Raw genomic sequence first — 20,321 nt, forward strand, 5'->3', positions numbered from 1 at the left:
TTAACATGGAGAGAACAATGGTATGATTAATTGTATTTAATATATACACTATATATGCACAAAAAATAAAGTTGAATTTCATGGGGAGATCTAATATGATTCAGATAAACGATGTCAGAAAAAAATACAGCGATGGCACAGAGGCATTGAAGGGTATTAATGCTGAAATCGGAAAACGAATAACTTCGGTTATTGGAAGGAACGGTGCTGGAAAAACAACCCTTATGAGGATACTTTCAACTCAGCTGGAACCCTCATCCGGCCAGGTTCTCATCGATGGCCTTGATGTGATAAGGGATACACTGGAAGTAAGGAAGAAAATATGCAGCATACCTCAGGAGGCAACCCCAATTGGCATACTCACCCCCATGGAACATGTCACCCTATATCTTCTTGCCCGAAAATTCCAGTACAGAGATGCAAGGAAAGAGGCCCTGAATGCACTGGACAGCCTTGGATTGTTTGAATATAAGGATAAACCATCCGACACTCTGTCCGGAGGGACGAAGAGAAAGATTTTCGTGGCAATGGCCATAGCTTCAAATGCTGACTCAGTTTTTCTTGATGAGCCCACAACAGGCCTGGACCCGGTTTCAAGAATGGAAGTGTGGTCTTCCATAAGGAAACTGGAGAGCAACCTCATAGTGACAACCCATTATATGGAAGAGGCAGAGGAACTTTCACAGGAGGTATTCATGGTGGAAGGAGGCCTTGTTATCGAAAGAGGTGAGGTAAAGGAACTCCTTTCACGATTCAGAGGAAAAATCAGGGCTGAGAGCCATAATCCATTGGATGGATCCATAAGGATCAGCAATACCTATGTGAAGTATATAGATGAAAAGGAGGCCCCGGATTATCTCCGCCTGGGATGCACTGTGAAGAAGGTTACTTTGGACGATATATTCATACTGAGAGGAGTAAGCATTGAATCCTAAATTCTCCCTATACTTTGCATGGTACTATGGTTTTCGTGTTATAGGGCGGGGGCCTTCATATGTAATAGCATCTATAACCACACCACTGACACTTCTGTTCCTTGTATATGTGCTTTCCAATGGAACTCTTGTCCAGTATGCAGTGGTGGGAGGGTTTGTTACCCTTGTGGCGTCAAACGGCCTGACAAGTGCATCAGATGCAGCCTTCCTCAGGCTTCAGGCCAAGATCCAGGATCTTTTCATAGCGACAAGCATATCCTCCATAGACTACATGATTGGACTCACCCTGAGCTTTCTTCTCTTTACAGTTCCAGGCCTGGCACTTTATTCAGTTCTCGCTGTTCTATACCACCTTTTCAGTCCCATAAGGATTTTGATAATGATAGGTGTACTGGTCATGCTTACCCTTTCAACATCTGCAATATCATTCATTATAGCCGGTGCCATTAAGCACATAAGAAATGTGTGGGGCATCACTGGCATTCTCTCAATAATAATGACAATACTGCCCCCTACATTCTATCCCTATACCTTCCTGCCAAAAGATGTTCTGTACTTTCTGGCAATTTCACCTGCAACTCCAGCTGCAATAATTCTACAGGGGACATTTGGGCTTTCTCCCCAGTTCTATACAATGATATTTGTGCTGCTAGGTGAGACCGTCGTATATCTCTCCCTTGCAAAATACTTCACCAGGTGGAGAGAAAAATAGTCATGCCTCCCTGAAATCTCTGTACTTACTGAAAAAGAGGAGATCATAACCCACTTTTATCAATCCTGCAGAGTAGAATACTGTGGAGGGCAGAACATCTATTAGTATGGATGATATGAGTGGGCCGGGGACCTGAAAACCTGTTCTGACGCTGTTGAATACAGAATTTGCTTTTAACCTGTATTCTCCTGGGATTATTGTGTTTGTGAAGCTGTCCCTTGCAGGTACATCCATCTGGCTGGTTGTCTGCCTGAGAAATAGAAATATCTCACTTACAACGAGACTGTGATATACTGGTATCAGTATGAGGAATACATTGCTGACCAGGTGGGTATAGACCATGGTTCTCACCACACCCATCCTGTTTGACAGTTTAGATGAAATGAGTATTGAAAGAGCAGTTACAATATTAACAACCAGGAAGATTATGCCTGCCTCAGATAGAGTTATGTGGTATACATAATTGAACCAGAGAGATAGAATTGCTGTGTTTACAAGCCCACCACCCAAAGCATCCATGGAGAACAGGTACTTCATTGACCTTACATTTCCTGATGTTTTCTCATCCATAGCAACTCTGATTTTCTGTTTCTCAATATCCGGAAATTTAACCATAGCGTAAGGTATGAACTGTGCAACTGCCATTACCAAGTCTATGAGAAACAGGAGATTATAGTCGGGAATTCGATAAATGAGAAGGCTTGCAGATGCAGCAGCCCCGACACCGTATGATGAGAAATTGTAAATTGAGAATGCATGGTTTTTAGATCGCCTGTCTACCTCATAATGGCTGATGGTATACTGCTCAATTGCCAGATTGGCAGTAAGATCTCTTCCGCTGAGTGAAATCCCTCCAACAATAACTGCAACAATGTAGAATATTATGCTATGGTAAAAAATAAGGATAACCAGTGAAATGGAAAGAAGTGTGGCCAGTGTAAAAGCCCTGGTTCTGTTTTTTATCTTTATGGCTGGAAAAAGGTAAACGAACATGGTTGAGGAAACCATGCTGACAAAGAGTGCAATACCTATCTCGATGCTGTTATAACCCAGACTTAAAAGATAGAATGGTGATGAGACAGCCAGTGTCGTAAATATGAATGACCTCAAGGATTTTGATGCAGAGAGTTCGTATGTTGTTTTGTGCATTTCCCTCTTAAAGCATCTCATTATACATGATAGTTTTTATCTGCCTCTCTGATCCCTGCTTGTATTCAAAGAGAATTTTTTATAATTTTCCTGTTAGCAAATATTTTAAGTCTTGATAAGATATGAAAATATGTCAAGAACAGTATCTGATGTTATTATTGAGACCCTCATTGACCTGGGCATTAATAGAATTTACGGGCTCCCTGGAGATTCATTGAATCCTCTTGTGGATTCCATAAGAAGGCATGAGGATAAAATTGAGTTCATCCAGGTAAGGCATGAAGAGGGGGCAGCACTGGCTGCATCCTTTGAATCCAAACTGACTGGAAAGGTGACTGTATGCATGGGCACCTCTGGACCAGGATCAATACATCTCCTAAACGGTCTTTATGACGCAAAGATGGATCATGCCTCCGTTATTGCACTGACAGGTCAGGTGGAGACGGACCTGATAGGCACAGACTATTTCCAGGAGGTTAAACTGGATAGCCTTTTTGCGGATGTTTCAGTTTACAGCACCACCATAATGAGTCCTGAAAGATCACAGTCCCTTGTCCTGAGGGCACACAGAGAAGCACTTATGAAAAAAGGGGTTTCTCACCTTACCCTTCCTGCAGATGTACTGCGACTCCAGTCGGACGAACCTGAGAAAATTACTGATGATTTCTATCCCATACTCAAATTCAATCCTGATCTTGAGAAAGTAAATGATGCCATAAACCAATCTAAGAAGCCCGTGATCCTTATAGGAAAGGGTGCAAGAGGATACGGCCCCGCTATAGATGCACTTTCTGAAAAAATTGGTGCGCCTGTAATCTATGCCCTCAATGGTAAAGGAATTTTAGATGATCTTGATAAAAAGGTAATGGGAAGCCTGGGGCTTCTTGGAACCAGACCCTCATACGAAGCCATGAAACGTGCAGACCTTCTTATCATGATGGGATCGTCCTACCCGTACATACAGTTCATACCTGAGGACCTAAAGACAATACAGGTAGACATAGATCCAAATTCAATTGGAAAAAGGAGGAGATCAGACATACCGGTTATATCAGATACAGGCCAGTTTCTGGAGGGCCTGAATGTGGCCGAAAAAAATGAGAAATTTTACATGGATCTGCAGGACTCAAAGAAATCATGGATTGAGGCGCTTGAGAAGGCAGAAAATTCCAAAGATGTTCCAATCAAACCTGAAGCGCTTGCCGCAGCAATATCAAGGCATGCTGACAAAGACGCAGACATAATTGTTGACACTGGGAATGTTACCGTATGGGGAGTCAGAAACTTCAGGACAAATGCAGGAAGAAGGTTCACCTATTCCTCCTGGCTTGGAAGCATGGGCATAGGAATACCCGGTTCCGTTGGTGCCTCATATGCATCTGGAAAGCAGGTCATAGCACTTTCAGGAGATGGGAGCTTCGCAATGACCATGATGGAACTGGTAACAATAAAGAAATACAACAGACCGGTGAAGCTTTTCGTCTTCAACAACTCAATGCTTGGAATGATAAAGTTTGAGGAGGAGGTAATGGGATTCCCAGAGTATGGAGTGGATCTCCAACCCCTTGATTTTGCCAAGATAGCCGCAAGTATTGGAATACACTCAATACGCGTTGAAAAACCTGAGGATCTGGATAAGGCGGTTATGGAAGCACTCTCCAGAAGGAATGATCCCTCGGTAGTGGATGTGGTAATAAGCTCAAAGGAAGCACCAATGCCACCAAAACTTCAGTTCAAGCAGATGAAGGGTTACGTTACTTCACTTCTCAGGGAAAAACTTGACTGATAACCATATTACCACATCATAATTTTTCCGGTACAAGAACCCTGTCTATCACGTGAATATTGAAATCCAGGACCTTCATATCGGATCCGATTATTTTTGCATCGTTTACCTTAATGCAGTTTTTTCCACATTGCCTCATTATTATGGGTGTCCCCTCGACTGTTATAATTTTTGCCGATTCCCTGTCCTTAAGAAGATTTGTCATGTCCCTGACACTTATCTCCCCTCTTATTATATGGTACTTAAGAAGGCTCTTCAGCCTCTCAGGTTCCCTGGAAACGGTATTGAATTCTTCCTCCGGGACCATTGAAAGTGCTTCACTGTTTGGAAGGAAGATAGTGACGGGAATTCCCCTTCTGATCTCTTTTTCCAGCCCTGATTCTCTTATCAAGTCAATAAATTTCCGGGATGGAATTTTACTGTTATTTTCTAGCATCCTTTCTTGCATCTGAACTTAGAATTAATCCCAGTTTCAAAAAGAATTATAAAAAAATTTTTTACTTCACCTGTCTAATGAAAGAATTCGTATTCATATATTATCATAACTTCAGCCTCCGAATCTATATCCCTAACCCTTGTTATTGCAGCCTTGGCATTTGAAAGGTTGTCTGAGTAGCATACAAATATGCCATTTTCCTCATCTGAAACAAAAAAGAGACTGTAATCCTCCAGCAGTGGCTTAAGAATGCTGAATTTTTTTGAAAATAATGAAAAAATAACTATATCCCCCCTGGACAGGTCCACAAGAGGAACAACCGAAGCAAGGCCTCTTGACTTCATGAGATCCAGCCTCCGCTTTGCTGTCATGTAAGGTACGCCAAGTTCCTGTGCTATGTCTGAAAGTTTTATTCTTGGATCTTTTTTCAATATTTCAAGAATGCCCTTATCAAGATTTCCCGGAGTTATTTCTGAGTCTATTGGTGGAGGAATATATTTCATTATGGGTTCCCCGAGAACCTTGACCGCATTATCGATCTTCGATTCCACTTCATCCAGCCCAATGCCATCAAACTCGTAAAGATTTATCTTCTCAAGGCAGTGGAATTTTGAAACAACATCTCCATCATATTTCCCATCTCCTATGAATGCTGCAAATCCGTTTCTCCTTCCGTAAAAATTTGGATGGACCCTCAGAACGAACTTCTTGAGTATGCCGTCATCAATAAGTTTTTTCATTCTGTAGTTGAGTGCCTGAGCAGAAATTCCTATGCTTGATGCAATTTTTCTCTGAGGCATTCTTCCGTCTTTCAATAAATAATATATAATTTTTTTATCCTCTGCATCCATCTGTTTCTGACATACCCATATTGGACATTAATCTTACTGAATCTTTATCTTCCCGATGATTTTTTAATTCCGGGTCTCAGGATGGCAATCATCGCAGGGAAGTAGAATGTCCTCACCACGAAGGTATCTATTATCAGCGAGATGACGAATGCAATTCCCAGCTGCTGGAGAAAACCAACAGGTATAAGGGCCAAAGAACCCAGTGATACAGCCAGTATGAGGCCCAGGGATGTCACAACTTTTCCGGAACCCACCATACCTCTTCCGATGGCTTCATCATGCTGGTATTTTCCCTGGTTCTCCCTTATTCTGGAGATTATGAATACTGAATAATCGTTTCCAAGGGACATTAGTATAACGAACAGTATTATGGGTATGAGGTAGATCAGTGCTTCGTGCAAGAGATAATGTGATATCACATAAAGTATGGCGGTTGTCCATGATATGCTGAAGAATACACCGCTCAGGGAGATTATTGGGTACTTTATTGACCTAAATGATATGAAGAGTATTACAGCAATGACTGCCACGATTAGTACGGCCAGTTCTAAATAGGTATGATTGCTCTGGTTCCTCTCATCTATTACTCCTGAGGTAAGACCCCCCACTATGAGTGAACTGTTGTCCCTGAGATGCGATACAAAGTTGATGGCAGCAGGTGTATATGGATCATAGGATGTGTATACTGAAAAGTAGGCATATTTTCCATTATCTGTGATATAGGAGGAATAGTTCGCCGATGCTGAAAATGATGTACCGGTGCTGTATGGTCCAACAACCTTTTCCGCCCCCTTCATGGAGAGAAGAGACTTTGAAAGATTCTGCAGCGTTGATTTGTCTGAAACCGATTGGAGGGAACTGTTGTGCAGTGGAACGATTACGTAAACTGGATATAAAATATTCGCCCCGAATTTTGAATTGATCTCGTTGAGTGCCGATACACTTGACACTGTTGAAGGAAGTCCTGTTTCAAAGTTGTATGTCGTTGGAAGGGTGAAGAAGAAATACATTGCAGGAGCTGCAACAAGGACTATAACCGCCGCAACAGCAAACTTGTGTTTTGTTGATATGCCTGATGCCTTGTAGAACATCGAATCCTTATGGTAGTTTTCTTTCAGAGGTTTCATTCCCCTTTTCATGAACAGGTTTTTTCCAAATATGGAAAGCACCGATGGGAGAAGTGTTGAAACAAGGAGAAGGGTGAGCATTATTGCTGTGAACAAAACTGTTCCCCATGTCCTGTATCCAGGTACGAATGAAAAGGTTGCCAGACTTGCTGCAACAGTTATTCCGCTGATTATAACTGATCTTCTGGACCTTGTGGATGCAGTCTCCAGAGCTTCCTCATGAGTCCTGCCTTCTCTTCTCTCCTGCCTGTATCTTGCCACTATGAATACGAAGTAATCCGTGGCAACCCCCAGAAGAACCGCTGTCAGTGTATAGTTGACAACATAGTTCACATGACTGACCAGAATGCCGGTGATGAATATTGAAACGTATCCAAGAAGGGTGGCAATTGATACAAAAATCAGGTTGATAATTGCCGATCTGTATGATACAAGTGTTATGAAGACTGCAATGGCAAGCGCAACGAAAATAAACCCGAAGAATGCACCTGAACTTGAAGAAAGCTGTTTGCTCTGGTATGATATTGCACCGTTTCCGGTGACATTGGCATTATTCCCGAAGTAGCTATGTGTTATTGTGGTAATGTTTGGCGTGGCAACCTCAGCGGGATAGAAGTCATTGGGACCAATATATCCGCTTTTCACATTGAACACCAATGAGATTAGGAATGTGGAGTTGTCGGGACTCACATACTGTGAGGTGATGAATGACGGAGCCCCCATAAGCCCATACATGTCCACATAATTTATGCCTGTGTTCCCTTTCTGTATAATGGCATTCAGAAGTTGAGATGATATATTATACCCAATATATGAAGATATAAATGAGGCCGAACTGTTGATAATTCCCTGAGGATACTGGGAAACGTTGGTGTAATTCAAAACCGCGCTGTAGAATAGCTGATTGTTTTTGAGAAGATTGATATCAGTACTATCTACAATAGAGGTCTGAACTCTTGACTGAATAGGGCTGCTGGAACTGGTGTTGTTGAATGATGAGAGAAAACCCTTCTCATAGGCTGATCCGTTGTATCCTGATTTTTCAGCTACTTTCCAGACAGTCAGGTTGCTGGAGAAATTTTTCATAAAGGCAGACGGGAAAGAATAGACCTGAAAGGCTGAGGAGTTGAAACCATTATATAGTGATATGACTGCCGACCTGTGACCTCCTATTTCATCATTTATCAGAGTTGCATACTGGGTAAAGGGCGATGTTGTACTTGTAAGGTTTTTTATTCCTGAATTCAGAAGTTTTTCCTGAAGTGAGATGGTTTTGGCGCCTATTCCCTTCATGAAAGGATTTTCATTCACCACAACTGTTAAAGACTGATTTTGCGGAAACTGACTGGAAAGTATGTTCTGAGCCCTCTGCGATTCACTGTTTGAAGATGTGGATACTGAATTGGAGTAGCTCAGATAGTGTGAATATGACATAACTGCAGGTACAGATGCAAGAGTAGCAACAATCCATATTATTATAACTGCCTTGCTGTGCTTTATTAGCCATTTTGGAAAGTTCATGATATCCCTTCATTGGTATGAGGTTATATTTCTTGATAAAAAAAATTTTTACAGATTATTTTAATCATAAGATCCATTGATGCTGCTATGTTTAGGATTACAAGTCCATGAAACTTTTTGACAATGCGCTGCATTTGGTATAAGAACTATATAAATCTATAAGGAAAACACCTATGGTCAGGTGAAGCTTAAATCGGGTTGTTTCTGAAAATTTATGTAACATTTAGATCAATAAGCTGGAGAATGTTTCTATTGGTCCAGTTTATGCAGGCATATTGTCAATATATCTTTTACTTAATAGAGTTTTATTTAAGTGTGATGATGTCAAAAGATTTAACTGTTAAGCGAGATGCTGCTGCATATTTTGTAATGATTAATCCAGTACCCATTACAGATATATTCAAGCTGTGGAAATATAAAACATGAACTGAGGCTTTCAGTCAGGACATGTTATTGCAATGTGTATTTTATCTCAATGTACATGGATCTCAGTGCATCCATCAACATTAGGAATGCCGGATTGATAAAGATAGGGGGTATTTTCAAATATAATGTAGATTGGATATATGCCAAAAAGGGGGATTTCGTTTATAGAAAAAAGAAGCCTCCTGCTTTAGCTGGGGGATGTCACATAGATCTCAACTTGATTCGCATTCTGATAGTCAACCCGTGTTATCCGAAATTGTTATCATCAGGAATTGTATTTTACATAAATGCGAACTGCTGAGGAAAACTCAGATATTTTCAATAAGTTTTACCAGGTTAGGGAAAGAACACTTAAGATTATTGAACCACTTTCAGTGGAAGATATGATCATACAGTGTGGGAATGATGCAAGTCCCATCAGGTGGCATCTTGCTCATACCACATGGTTCTTCGAAAAGTTTCTTTTGAAAAAATTTGTACCGGATTATACAGTTTTTGACAGGTCATTTGATTACCTATTCAATTCTTACTACGAAACTGTTGGTAGCTATTTTCCTAAAGCTTTGCGGGGCACCCAGTCAAGGCCAGGAGTCGAAAGGATCTTAGAATATAGGATGAGGGTTGAAAACGCTATTTCATCGCATATTGATGTTTTGCAGGGAGAAGAGGCCCTTTCTATTATGGAACTTGGCATTAACCATGAAGAACAGCATCAGGAACTTATGTTTATGGATATCAAGTACAATTTTTTCAACAATCCAACCTTTCCATCATACGTTGAGGCAAAACCCTTACCAACTTCAAAACCTGGAAAAATGAACTACATTCATCATGATGCAGGGCTTTTTGCAGTTGGGCATTCAGACAGCGGTTTTTCTTTTGACAACGAGACTCCAGTGCATAATGTATGGCTTAATGGTTTCGAGATAGGGGACAGACTGGTGACAAATGGGGAGTATCTGGAATTCATTGAGGATGGTGGTTACCAAAATCCAGTATACTGGCTTTCAGATGGGATTGAGGCGTCAAGAAAAAATAACTGGAAAGCACCCCTTTACTGGGTTGAGGAAGAAAATGGCTGGAAGAACTTTACACTCTCAGGATTGCAGGATATCAATATGGATGATCCAGTGTCACATGTGAGTTTCTATGAGGCAGATGCATATGCCAGATGGGCGGGAAAAAGGCTTCCAAGAGAGGAGGAGTGGGAGGTAGCATTCTCCGGAACAGAAAAATTATATCACGGAAATTTCATGGATTCATGGTATCTCAGACCTCTTCCTCTGGCTGAGAAAGATAAGGGATCCATGCAGGTTCTTGGCGACCTCTGGGAATGGACACAGAGTCCCTATGTTCCCTACCCTGGAAGTTCCCCTCTTCTAGGTTCAGTGGGGGAATACAATCATAAATTTATGGCCAACCAGATGGTTCTCAGAGGTGGTTCCTGCGTCACGCCGGCGGATCATATAAGATTAACATACAGAAATTTCTTCCAGCCGGATAAGAGATGGGAATTCAGTGGAATAAGGCTGGCCGGTGATATCTGATGGAATCCAGGGACAAGCTCAGAATTATAGACATGAAACCGAAAATTGCCCATTTCAGGGAGGAGATTGTGCTTGGTCTTCTGAAAACACCCAAGCAGATCAGCCCAAAGTTCTTCTATGACAAAACAGGATCTGAACTTTTCAACAGGATTACCACACTGGAAGAGTATTATCTCACCAGAAAGGAGAGAATGATCATAAAGGACAATATAGCTGAGATTTGCAGGCTTTTCCAAAATGGAAGCGCACTGGTGGAATACGGTAGTGGAGGATCAAGCAAGACCATGGAGATACTTGACCACTGCCATGGCATATCCACATATGTTCCACTTGATATTTCTGCATCACAGCTGGAAGAGACCGCAAAAAGGCTTTCGGAAAAATATCCGCACCTGAACATTGTAGCTCTTTGCGTGGATTATACAACCCGTTTTGAAATACCCTTCCTTCAACTTACAGGAAACATAATAGCCCTTTTTCTGGGTTCCACCATAGGTAATTTTGAACCTGAAGAGGCTTCCGCATTCCTCTGGAATGTCATGGACATGATGGGTCCAGAGGATGGAATCGTCATAGGGGTGGATCTGAAAAAAGATCCGTCGGTACTGGAGGCTGCGTATAACGATTCAGAGGGTGTGACTGCACAGTTCAACCTGAATCTTATAACGAGGATTAACAGGGAGTTCGGAACTTCTCTGGATGTTTCCAGCTTCAGCCATGTGGCCTTTTACAATAGGAAGGTGGGCAGGATTGAGATGCACCTTGAAGTCATGAAAGAAATGGAGGTTATGCTGGATGGAAACCTTATAAAATTCAATAAGGGAGAACTCATCCATACAGAGAATTCATACAAATATGATATAGAGGAGTTTGAAAAACTGGCCAGGAGAAACCATCTATCCTTGGAAAGGGTATGGAAAGATCCCCAGGATTATTTTGGCCTGTTTCTTCTCAGAAAGATTTAGACGGGATTACTTATCCTGGTTTTCAACTGTGTATTTTCTCACAGATCGGAATGGCCTGAAATATTTCCCGTTTCCATTATAGAATTTTGAGAAGAATTCCACATATAGAAGCCTGGCCCCCTGTATTCCAGGTTCAAATACCGCTATTACAAGGTTGAAGAACTGGCCCAATATAAGTATTATAATTCCTACAACGGCCAAAAGAGGAGATTTATCCACACCCTTCATGAAGATGAGATCTACCACCTGGGCAAGCACAACGGATGCCAGGAGTATACCAAGTATCCTGGTGTATGAAAGCACATGGCTTATTATGGACGGTATTTCCATTGCGCCTCTTCCCTTCTCTGTTATCAGGATTACAATTAGCCCTGCTATTATCATCCCAACTGCTATTGGCGTTGACAGGCTGACTGCCGGATTCAGAGAGGTATCATGATGTATAAGGTTCAGACCAACTATGGCTATGCCCCATGCCAGCAGTATCCATCCAATCTTCCCCACCGATCCTTTTCTGTGCCCCCTTCTTGCTTCATTTATGAACCCGAGAACCAGGCCAAATGTCACCATGGCCAGCCCTATGTAACCTGAAAGGAGAAGGAGTTTCGGTATAACAAGTGAGACGTGGAATATAACAATAGGTGTAGGGGGAAATGCCCCTATGTGTGTGCCAGAGAAGCCTGTGGATGTCTGGAATAGTGTTACTGGAAGAACTGGAAATCCGAAGAAATTGTTGAACATTAGCCCCACTATTATTGCAAGTATTGAACCTGGAATAAGTGTTTTTCCAAGCACTCTCAATGGATTTTTCCCAAGTACTGTAAGGGCAAATGCACTTAGTTTTTTAGGTATATGTGAATTTGCCCTTGGATGATCAATCCTCTTCACCAGCCACATTGCACCAAAAAGTATTATTAGCCCATAACCCCAGTCTCCAACCATTATGCCGAAGAATATTGGGAATATGATGCCAAAAATAAGGGTGGGGTCAAATTCAGTGGACTGTGGGAGCGAGTAAAATCTCACAAAAAACTCAAAAAGCCTGAATCTTCTGGGATTGTTGAAAAGAGTGGGAGGTTCTTCACTGGTTTCAACCATGCTTACCAGTGATGCCCCTGCTGAGGTACTTTCCACAACTTTTTTCAGTTTATCGACTCGCCTGGCAGGGACCCAACCCTCCATTACAAATACATTCTTTGTTGATGGAAGCTTCTCCGAGACCTCCATTTTACGGGCCTCTATTTCTAGAGCTTCCCTGTATTGAACAACCCTCTCATAATATGTTCTTGACATGTCCATAAGGTCATTCCTGACAGCCCTCAATGCCTCCTCAGCCTTATTTTTCTTATCCATCAGCATTGATCTGTACTCTGCCGGAGAACCGGACATGACGGGTATGTGAAGCAAATCGAATGATTGATCGGTTGCCGCTTTCCCGAACTCTGATTCAAGATTTTCTGGAATAGAAACAATGTAATTTCCGGATGGGAGTGGAAAAATGGATGCCTCCGGAATCCTCTGTTTTATCATTTCAGGCAGAATCTTTTCTTCCTTTGCTATTGCAACGTATGATGTTATGAATGAATTATTGTATATTGAGAGATCGTAATTCAGCCCTTCAATGAGATCCAGAACGTGCAGCCTCATGGAAATCTCCTTCAATTCTCCCTGTATGTCTGTCTCCGAGTCTTTAAGTGATTCCAGGTCAGAGCTGATGTTAATCTTTTCCGCTTCTTCCATGAGTATATCAAGCGGGACATTTTCCATTCTGGATTTAACCTCTATTGGTGGGAGAACCATCTCATAACTCCTGAATCTCTGCAGCAAAGTGGAGAGTTTTCTGTACTGATCCCCTGATACTCCTCTGTCAAGAATTTTCTCAATGTCAGGGTCAACAGGCTCAAGCTGCAGGAAACCCGCATCATGTATTGATGAAATTATAAAATGCTTTTTTGAATTGGATCCGATGATCCTGACTTTGGACATTTTTTCAGGATAAAGTACCATAATCAGTCTCCTTTTATATAGTCAAACAGTGCCTTTTCCACAAGTTTCTCAATATCCTTATCGCTGATTTTCAGTGAGAGTTTTTCAGCTTTCAACCTTCCTTTTTCTCTTATCTCAATGGACCTCTTTTCAAGATGAGATCTGAAAGTTTCCATATTTTTTCTGAAATCCTCCTCACTCTTCAGCATGTATTTCTGAACCTCATTTTCCAAACTCCGTCTGAGATCCGAAAGCCTCTCCTCATACTCCTTCATTGCTTTTTCTATCTCTTTACTGGCAGAGTCCTCTGCCTCTCTGATCAATTTAAGTTTTTCAAGATCGTCAGTCATCAGAACACCCCCAGTGCAAACATCACCAGAATTACAGCAACAAGGGTAGGGTTGAGAATGAGAAAAGCCATGCGAATCCTTCGGAACTTTCTCAGTGCAGGATTTGATCTGATCTGTTCCTTCGTGAAATAAGGTTCCTGAACTTTCCACGGTTTCCATGTCTGCCTATACAACCTCTCCAGCCCCCTCCTTTCTCTCCATCTTTTTCTTTATGAATTTCAATGTAGCAAATGTATCTCTTTCAATCTCGTCCAAATGCATCCGAATTATCTTTGCAGTTTTCGTCAATTCCGGAATCAGGATGTTCTCTATGGCATTTGATCTCCTCTTGGTGTTCTCTATCTCATGGAGAAGCTTCCTCATTGAGTTCTCCTTCTCTGCTATTTCAATAATTGACTGGAAAACCCGCTCAAATTTCCTGATGGAATCATTTATTGAGACTGGAACAGAAATTGTCCTGTAAACATTTGAAAGGACGGTCTGGCTGTAACTCATGGTAAGCTCCGGTATCTTCACCCCCATGACGTTTTTTACACCTGAATCAACCTTCTGGTTTGCGGACATGTATGCCACTGTCTCCATCATCATTGGACCTTCTATGACTTCAGCCATTTTAACTGACTGTATTGCATCTCCCACCTCCTGGCGGAGATTTTCCCTCATTCCCTTAACCTGCCTGCTGATATTGAAGAATTCAAGCACAAGGGATGATCGTTTCATTTTCAGCAGATCAAGACCTCTCTGTGCAAGCTTTATCCGCTTCTTGGTCTTTATCAGTTCGATCCTTGTAGGCCTTATATCCACTGATGGCATATTACTCCTTCTTCCATTTCCCGTATTTTGCAATGAAGTCTTTCTTCACTCTCTTCATGTCGCTTTCAGGCAGTGCGGATAGAAGTTCCCAGCCCAGATCAAGGGTTGTCTCTATACTTCTGTCCTCATATACATCCTGATTTATGAAACGTTTTTCAAATTCATCGGCAAATTTCAGGTAAAGCCTGTCATTTGCCCCAAGTGCCTCCTCTCCAACAATTGCACTAAGCGACCTGAGATCCTTTCCGTTGGCATATGCAGAGTACAGCTGGTCAGCCACGCCTCTGTGATCCTCCCGTGTCCTTCCTCCACCTATTCCCTGGTTCATCAGCCTTGACAGGGAAGGGAGAACATCTATTGGCGGATATACGCCCTTTCTTAACAGATCCCTGCTTAGTACAGTCTGCCCCTCAGTTATATATCCCGTTAGATCAGGTATTGGGTTTGTTATGTCATCGCCAGGCATTGTGAGTATGGGTATCTGGGTTATAGAACCATTCTTCCCCTTAATTTTTCCCGCTCTTTCATAAATCGTGCTCAGATCAGTGTACATGTATCCAGGAAATCCTCTCCTTCCCGGAACTTCTTCCCTTGCCGATGAAATCTCCCTCAATGCCTCGCAGTAATTGGTCATGTCTGTCAGGATTACCAGTATATGCATCTCCCTTTCATAGGCCAGGTATTCTGCCATTGTAAGTGCCATCTTTGGCAGTATAATCCGCTCCATTGAAGGGTCCGATGAAAGGTTAAGGAAAAGGGCTGCCCGTGAAAGTGATCCTGTACTCCTGAACTCATTTATGAAATAGTTTGCCTCTTCGCTGGTTATACCCATGGCGCCAAAGACCACAGCAAAATCCTCGTCCTTCCCCACCACCTTTGCCTGCCTGGCAATCTGGGCTGCAAGTATGTTGTGAGGAAGCCCTGAAGATGAAAATATTGGAAGCTTCTGACCCCTTACCAGCGTGTTCATTCCGTCTATGGCAGATATGCCTGTCTGGATGAACTCTGACGGTTCCTCCCTGGAATAAGGATTTATTGCATTTCCAACAACCTCTACCTTCTCCTTGCTAACGATGGGTGCCAGCCCATCAATTGGTTCTGCCAGTCCATTGAATATTCTTCCAAGAACTTCGTCGGATACATTTACCTCTGCTGTATGCCCCCTGAACTTTACCTTTGTTTCACCTATTCCAATTCCTGAGGTTGGGCCGAATACCTGAACAACTGCCACCCCCTTTGCCGTATCAAGCACCTGACCCAGCCTTGAAGACCCATCGGGCATATCTATCTGGACCAGTTCATTGTATGCAGCATTTGGAACCTTTTCAACGAACAAAAGCGGCCCACTAATCTGTGAAATTGATTTATAACTAATCTCAGCCATTACTGCGCCTCCGTCAATTTTGCCACATCCCCTATTATCTCTTTCCTCAGCTGTTCCTGGAAATCCTTGAACTTATCTTCAGGAACCTCTTTCATCCTTGATATCTTTTCCCGGGATGGCATTGATGAGATCTGTGTCATTGTGAATCCCTTGTCCAGTGCCAGTATCTGCTGCCTTCCCATCTCAAGTATAAGCGAGATCATACCGTACTGTTTTTCCATTGAGCAGTACTGGTCTATGTCATCAAACGCACTCTGTTGAAGGAAATCCTCCCTTATCATCCTTGCTATATCCAGAACAGATTTCTCCTTTTCTGGAAGGGCATCAAAACCCACCAGCTGCACGACTTCCTGAAGTTCTGATTCCTTCTGCAGTATTCCCATTGACTCTTTATAAATGCTTCCCCAGTCCTTTGCAATGTTTTCCGAGTACCACTTTAGAAGGTCCCCCTGATATAGAGAATAGCTGTTCAGCCAGTTGATTGATGGGAAATGCCTTCTTGATGCAAGTGAGGCGTCCAGTGCCCAGAAAACTCTGGTTACACGGAGTGTGTTCTGAGAAACCGGCTCAGATATATCCCCTCCAGGAGGTGAGACTGCACCCACTATTGTTATTGATCCTGTTCTCTCATCATTTGATTTAACGATGGCATTTCCTGATCTTTCATAGAATTCAGAAAGCCTTCTTCCAAGGTAAGCCGGATAACCCTCCTCTCCGGGCATTTCCTCCAGCCTACCCGATATTTCCCGAAGGGCTTCTGCCCATCTTGAAGTACTGTCGGCCATGAGGGCCACGTTATAGCCCATATCTCTGTAATATTCTGCTATTGTGATTCCCGTATATATGCTTGCCTCTCTGGCCGCAACAGGCATATTGGAAGTATTGGCGATAAGTACTGTCCTTTCCATCAGTGGCCTTCCGCTTCTTGGGTCCTGGAGTTCCGGGAAGGTTGTGAGAATCTCGGTCATCTCATTTCCTCTTTCTCCGCATCCCACGTAAACCACTATATCGCTGTCAGCCCATTTTGAAAGCTGATGCTGCACAACTGTATTGTGCAGAACAATTCCGCCATTTCCACCTATAAAATTGCTTCCATAATCAGGTACTGAGAGATCATAAACGTATGTGTCACCCATCTCAACGGAAACCTCAACGACAACGTCACTGAATATCTGGAGTGGAATATTGGTGCTACCGGATACTGTCTCCTGCAGCATTCTATTCAATGGTGATTTTGCATATGAATCAATTTCTGATCTGGAAATATCAATTCTCTCTCTTGATCCATTCATTCCAACAGACATGATCCTGTCGCCTGGTCTGATGTTTATTGCCATTTTTTCTGAAATTTTACCTTCGTATTCCACAAAGAGCTTGTGGATGGGCGTAACCGAAACACCTCTTCCAGATTCTGTTTTAACATTGACCATGGCGCTGCTCTTTCCTCTGTATATAACAGAGCTGGTGCTCCTTACAATCTTTCCGTCGACCATTGAGAACAGACTCAATGGCTTAGTAAGGTAAACAATCTGTTCATCTTTGCCGTACTCTGTGACTCCCGTTTTCTTAAGCTGTACAAACAGATCTTCGATTAAAATTTCAGAACTGTCTCCAAGTAGAACTGGGGTTTTACCTGAAACACATTTACCGGATCCGAATGGTCCCGGAACTGCCACAGTTCCTCCCTTTGCAACTGGGAAGAAGGTGTCTATTACCCTCTGTCCTGTGAGAAGAGGAACTTCTGGAGCAAGCTTTTTTTCAACCTTCCTTGCAACTCTTACTGGCCACTCTTGGCTGAGTTTTATCTCTTTCTCTCCCTTTTCTGTCTTAATTTTTCCTATTATATCGTTTATTGTGAAGTTTCCTGATTTCAGTTGAGTGACCTTTCCCGAAATTCCAAAAGGTACCATAACTTTGTGATTTATAATGCCGGTCTCCTGAACTTCCCCAAGAATCTGCCCTTCGGTTACTTCATCACCGGCTTTGCATAATGCCCTGAAATCCCATTTCTTCTCGGTGTTAAGAGGGGATGCGGAGTAACCTCTTTTAATGAAATCGCCTGTCTTTTCCCTTATTACGTCCAAAGGCCTCTGTATTCCGTCGTATATTGACCCCAGTAGCCCCGGACCCAGTGTTACTGAGAGAGGATGATTTTCGTTTAGAACCTTTTCGCCGGGTTTTATGCCACTTGTATCCTCGTAAACCTGTATTGTGGATCTGTTTCCCTCAATTTTTATGACTTCGCCAATAAGGCCGATTTCTCCCACACGCACAACATCATACATCTTGATGTCTTCCAGATCTTCTGCAATAACAACCGGTCCTGAAATTCTTGAAATTTTTCCCATAATTCACCGTCCTATATCCACGCCGAGAACCCTCTTTGCCAGCTGTGCTATGGATTCTTCTTCCTCGCTTCCTGGAAGAGGCACGAACACAACAACTGGCTTGGTTGAGGATTCCAGTTTTGAAAGTAATTTAGCATCCATGTTTCTCCTGAGATTCTGTGAGATCATAATAACTGAATGCTTACCTGTTTTATAAATCTCCATGACTTTTTCCACGCCCTTCTCACCATCAGCCATGTATGAGTCTTCAATGCCTATAAGCCTGAACCCCATAACAAGTTCCCTTTCTCCAATGACTGCTATAGTTCCTGAAAACAGATTTTTTTTTGCCATAAAAACACCTATGATGGAATCAAGATCCTTGAAAGGGTATCCTTTTCAACATTATTGAGAATACCGTTTAACACTATCCTGAGATTCTCCCGCTCGGCCTCTGCCCTCAAAATAAAGGAAAAAGTTGAACCTATTGAAAGAGCCTGAGACCTAAATATTTCCATATATCTTGTGAAAAGAAATTTTTGAAGTGTAACATTAACATAATAGAGGTCTCCTGTTCGTCTGTATATATCCATGGCATCCTCCAGATTTCCATAGCCGGATATTCCTGATAGTATTTCACCTACATCTCTCTTGTCATAGAGACTCTGCAGATCAGAAATGGATAGGCTGCCGATTACCCTGAACGATTCAGAAAATCTTTCAAATTCAATACCCATATCTTTTCCCTTAATAACCGTCATTATATTTCTGACATCAATCTGATTCTTGATTAAGGAAATGACAGATGCTTCGTCTCCATTGTAAAACCTAACAGTTCCCATTAGTGTATCGTAATAATATGTATCGAATGCAGATAGAAGTATTGAGATATCGCCGCTCTTATGGTATCTGTCCATATGCTGAAGAATTGAAGGCCCGAATCCAAAATATGTCAGGTATGAAACCACCTCTTCCACCGTACCTTTTGACATAAGATTTCGGAAATCCTCATTGGAAAGGTTTCCCGCGAAAAGGCCCATTGGCAGATCACGAAAACTCAAAATGAACATTTCATTCTGCTTGAGATCATACCCCATAAACTTTGACGCAAGAATTGATTTAATATTTTCAATGTCCCACTTTGAAAGATATGCCCTTACTGTATTCTTCGCCAGTGGAGGTACACTGAAAAGGGCAACTCTGTTTTTCCTTATAAAATTCCTGTTTAGACTCATCTGAAGCAATTCGGGATTCTTATAGGATGATGAAAGGGCGGATATATCTTCCGAATATCCAGTCTTTGTGAGTTCATTGGTTATATCGTCCATGCTTTTAAGATCCAGAAGAGAAGTTATGAAATCAAATTTGAGAAACTCTGTCTCGTGGGATTTTATCCTGCCATAATTGCCGGAGTATGTGGAGTCCATCTATATTTCCCCAATACCTTCAAGAATGCCCACGGATAATTTTTCCCGTATATCTGCCATTATTGTATCTGTTGTAAGATCAAGCTCCATAGAACCGTCCTTTGAAACCGCCTTTATTCCGCCTTTCGTAATTTCATCGGAAGCTACTATGTTAATTCCCTTATGTTCGGATAGTTTTGGAATATCTGCCTTTGACGCCTTAATTGTGCATCCTGTACCCAGACTCTTCTTTGCTATTGCAATCATTGATTCAAGAATCTCAGGATAATTTTTCCACTGCTGTAAATCTTCAAGATAGAAAGTTGCCTTTGCAAGACCGGTTTCCATGAGTTCATTATACTTCTTTCTAACAGATGTCCTTGAATCCAGTTCTGCTTCGCTAATCTCCTTTCTTTCAAGCAAGGACTTTTCGTTTGCTATTTTTTTTTCGTAATCTTCAGATATCTTCTTGATTCTTCTCTCGGCATCAAGGCGTAGCTTAAGCTCATCTTCCTGGAATTTTCTTGAAAGGTTTTCGAGATCCAGATCTTTTTTATTCTGGATATCCTTTATAATTTCTTCCAGCGTCATCAGAAACCT

Annotated in this window: 18 protein-coding genes; 5 read left to right on the forward strand and 13 right to left on the reverse strand. The window is 42.1% G+C overall.

The genetic code is table 11. The features are described 5' to 3' along the window. Window positions 1–95: 95 nt before the first annotated feature. Entirely contained in the window at window positions 96–935 is an 840-nt protein-coding gene (locus tag OXIME_RS07865) for an ABC transporter ATP-binding protein (RefSeq protein WP_393971289.1), read from the forward strand. Then, entirely contained in the window at window positions 925–1,647 is a 723-nt protein-coding gene (locus OXIME_RS07870) for an ABC transporter permease (protein WP_393971290.1), read from the forward strand. Before OXIME_RS07865 ends, OXIME_RS07870 begins: the two co-directional genes overlap by 11 nt. On the opposite strand, the gene OXIME_RS07875 is transcribed toward OXIME_RS07870, so the two are convergent. Continuing rightward, window positions 1,648–2,796 (reverse strand): MFS transporter, encoded by a 1,149-nt coding sequence (locus OXIME_RS07875; protein WP_393971291.1) that lies wholly within the window; start codon window positions 2,794–2,796, stop codon window positions 1,648–1,650. A 130-nt stretch (window positions 2,797–2,926) separates the two neighbouring features. Here OXIME_RS07875 and OXIME_RS07880 point away from each other — a divergent pair, with 130 nt between their 5' ends. Next, a complete protein-coding gene (locus OXIME_RS07880) occupies window positions 2,927–4,582 on the forward strand; it encodes a thiamine pyrophosphate-dependent enzyme (protein WP_393971292.1) in 1,656 nt (551 codons plus the stop codon). A gap of 16 nt (window positions 4,583–4,598) precedes the next feature. On the opposite strand, the gene OXIME_RS07885 is transcribed toward OXIME_RS07880, so the two are convergent. The 3 genes from OXIME_RS07885 to OXIME_RS07895 form a co-directional block, all read right to left on the reverse strand. Beyond that, window positions 4,599–5,018, reverse strand: a complete 420-nt coding sequence (locus OXIME_RS07885; RefSeq protein ID WP_393971293.1) for a fasciclin domain-containing protein — start codon at window positions 5,016–5,018, stop codon at window positions 4,599–4,601. 74 nt (window positions 5,019–5,092) lie between these two features. Beyond that, window positions 5,093–5,869: a winged helix-turn-helix transcriptional regulator gene (locus tag OXIME_RS07890; RefSeq protein WP_393971294.1), complete on the reverse strand. Its 777-nt coding sequence runs from the start codon at window positions 5,867–5,869 to the stop codon at window positions 5,093–5,095. Window positions 5,870–5,913: 44 nt separating this feature from the next. After that, window positions 5,914–8,517 carry an MMPL family transporter gene (locus OXIME_RS07895; RefSeq protein WP_393971295.1) on the reverse strand — a complete coding sequence of 868 codons (2,604 nt, stop codon included), beginning with the start codon at window positions 8,515–8,517 and terminating at the stop codon, window positions 5,914–5,916. Window positions 8,518–9,230: 713 nt separating this feature from the next. Between OXIME_RS07895 and egtB the strand changes: the two genes are divergently transcribed. Further along, the gene (gene egtB, locus OXIME_RS07900) at window positions 9,231–10,490 is read left to right on the forward strand and encodes an ergothioneine biosynthesis protein EgtB (RefSeq protein ID WP_393971296.1); all 1,260 of its coding nucleotides are present in this window, start codon (window positions 9,231–9,233) and stop codon (window positions 10,488–10,490) included. Next, window positions 10,490–11,455, forward strand: coding sequence for an L-histidine N(alpha)-methyltransferase (gene egtD / locus OXIME_RS07905; protein WP_393971297.1), 966 nt, complete (start codon window positions 10,490–10,492; stop codon window positions 11,453–11,455). Before egtB ends, egtD begins: the two co-directional genes overlap by 1 nt. 6 nt (window positions 11,456–11,461) lie before the next feature. On the opposite strand, the gene OXIME_RS07910 is transcribed toward egtD, so the two are convergent. The 9 genes from OXIME_RS07910 to OXIME_RS07950 are packed head-to-tail and all read right to left on the reverse strand — an operon-like array spanning window position 11,462 to window position 20,312. Continuing rightward, the gene (locus OXIME_RS07910) at window positions 11,462–13,462 is read right to left on the reverse strand and encodes a V-type ATP synthase subunit I (RefSeq protein ID WP_393971298.1); all 2,001 of its coding nucleotides are present in this window, start codon (window positions 13,460–13,462) and stop codon (window positions 11,462–11,464) included. Between the two features lie 2 nt (window positions 13,463–13,464). Then, window positions 13,465–13,791, reverse strand: coding sequence for a hypothetical protein (locus tag OXIME_RS07915; protein ID WP_393971299.1), 327 nt, complete (start codon window positions 13,789–13,791; stop codon window positions 13,465–13,467). Beyond that, a complete protein-coding gene (locus OXIME_RS07920; RefSeq protein WP_393971300.1) occupies window positions 13,791–13,964 on the reverse strand; it encodes a hypothetical protein in 174 nt (57 codons plus the stop codon). Before OXIME_RS07920 ends, OXIME_RS07915 begins: the two co-directional genes overlap by 1 nt. Next, entirely contained in the window at window positions 13,957–14,604 is a 648-nt protein-coding gene (locus OXIME_RS07925; protein ID WP_393971301.1) for a V-type ATP synthase subunit D, read from the reverse strand. Before OXIME_RS07925 ends, OXIME_RS07920 begins: the two co-directional genes overlap by 8 nt. A 1-nt stretch (window position 14,605) precedes the next feature. Continuing rightward, on the reverse strand, window positions 14,606–15,988 hold the full coding sequence (locus OXIME_RS07930) for a V-type ATP synthase subunit B (protein WP_393971302.1): 1,383 nt from the start codon (window positions 15,986–15,988) through the stop codon (window positions 14,606–14,608). Then, entirely contained in the window at window positions 15,988–18,336 is a 2,349-nt protein-coding gene (locus OXIME_RS07935; protein WP_393971303.1) for a V-type ATP synthase subunit A, read from the reverse strand. The genes OXIME_RS07930 and OXIME_RS07935 overlap by 1 nt, the downstream gene beginning before the upstream one ends. Before the next feature lie 3 nt (window positions 18,337–18,339). After that, on the reverse strand, window positions 18,340–18,669 hold the full coding sequence (locus OXIME_RS07940) for a V-type ATP synthase subunit F (protein WP_393971304.1): 330 nt from the start codon (window positions 18,667–18,669) through the stop codon (window positions 18,340–18,342). 8 nt (window positions 18,670–18,677) lie between these two features. Beyond that, the gene (locus tag OXIME_RS07945; protein ID WP_393971305.1) at window positions 18,678–19,742 is read right to left on the reverse strand and encodes a V-type ATPase subunit; all 1,065 of its coding nucleotides are present in this window, start codon (window positions 19,740–19,742) and stop codon (window positions 18,678–18,680) included. Then, a complete protein-coding gene (locus tag OXIME_RS07950; protein ID WP_393971306.1) occupies window positions 19,743–20,312 on the reverse strand; it encodes a hypothetical protein in 570 nt (189 codons plus the stop codon). Between the last annotated feature and the right edge of the window lie 9 nt (window positions 20,313–20,321).

Source organism: Oxyplasma meridianum, from assembly GCF_038024865.1.
GTDB lineage: Archaea > Thermoplasmatota > Thermoplasmata > Thermoplasmatales > Thermoplasmataceae > Oxyplasma > Oxyplasma meridianum.

Coding starts and splice junctions, on each gene's coding strand:
- OXIME_RS07865 (WP_393971289.1), top strand. CDS start 96: ATGATTCAGATAAACGATGTCAGAAAAAAATACAGCGATGGCACAGAG.
- OXIME_RS07875 (WP_393971291.1), bottom strand. CDS start 2,796: ATGCACAAAACAACATACGAACTCTCTGCATCAAAATCCTTGAGGTCA.
- OXIME_RS07880 (WP_393971292.1), top strand. CDS start 2,927: ATGTCAAGAACAGTATCTGATGTTATTATTGAGACCCTCATTGACCTG.
- OXIME_RS07885 (WP_393971293.1), bottom strand. CDS start 5,018: ATGCTAGAAAATAACAGTAAAATTCCATCCCGGAAATTTATTGACTTG.
- OXIME_RS07890 (WP_393971294.1), bottom strand. CDS start 5,869: ATGGATGCAGAGGATAAAAAAATTATATATTATTTATTGAAAGACGGA.
- OXIME_RS07895 (WP_393971295.1), bottom strand. CDS start 8,517: ATGAACTTTCCAAAATGGCTAATAAAGCACAGCAAGGCAGTTATAATA.
- egtB (WP_393971296.1), top strand. CDS start 9,231: ATGCGAACTGCTGAGGAAAACTCAGATATTTTCAATAAGTTTTACCAG.
- egtD (WP_393971297.1), top strand. CDS start 10,490: ATGGAATCCAGGGACAAGCTCAGAATTATAGACATGAAACCGAAAATT.
- OXIME_RS07910 (WP_393971298.1), bottom strand. CDS start 13,462: ATGGTACTTTATCCTGAAAAAATGTCCAAAGTCAGGATCATCGGATCC.
- OXIME_RS07915 (WP_393971299.1), bottom strand. CDS start 13,791: ATGACTGACGATCTTGAAAAACTTAAATTGATCAGAGAGGCAGAGGAC.
- OXIME_RS07925 (WP_393971301.1), bottom strand. CDS start 14,604: ATGCCATCAGTGGATATAAGGCCTACAAGGATCGAACTGATAAAGACC.
- OXIME_RS07930 (WP_393971302.1), bottom strand. CDS start 15,988: ATGGCTGAGATTAGTTATAAATCAATTTCACAGATTAGTGGGCCGCTT.
- OXIME_RS07935 (WP_393971303.1), bottom strand. CDS start 18,336: ATGGGAAAAATTTCAAGAATTTCAGGACCGGTTGTTATTGCAGAAGAT.
- OXIME_RS07940 (WP_393971304.1), bottom strand. CDS start 18,669: ATGGCAAAAAAAAATCTGTTTTCAGGAACTATAGCAGTCATTGGAGAA.
- OXIME_RS07945 (WP_393971305.1), bottom strand. CDS start 19,742: ATGGACTCCACATACTCCGGCAATTATGGCAGGATAAAATCCCACGAG.
- OXIME_RS07950 (WP_393971306.1), bottom strand. CDS start 20,312: ATGACGCTGGAAGAAATTATAAAGGATATCCAGAATAAAAAAGATCTG.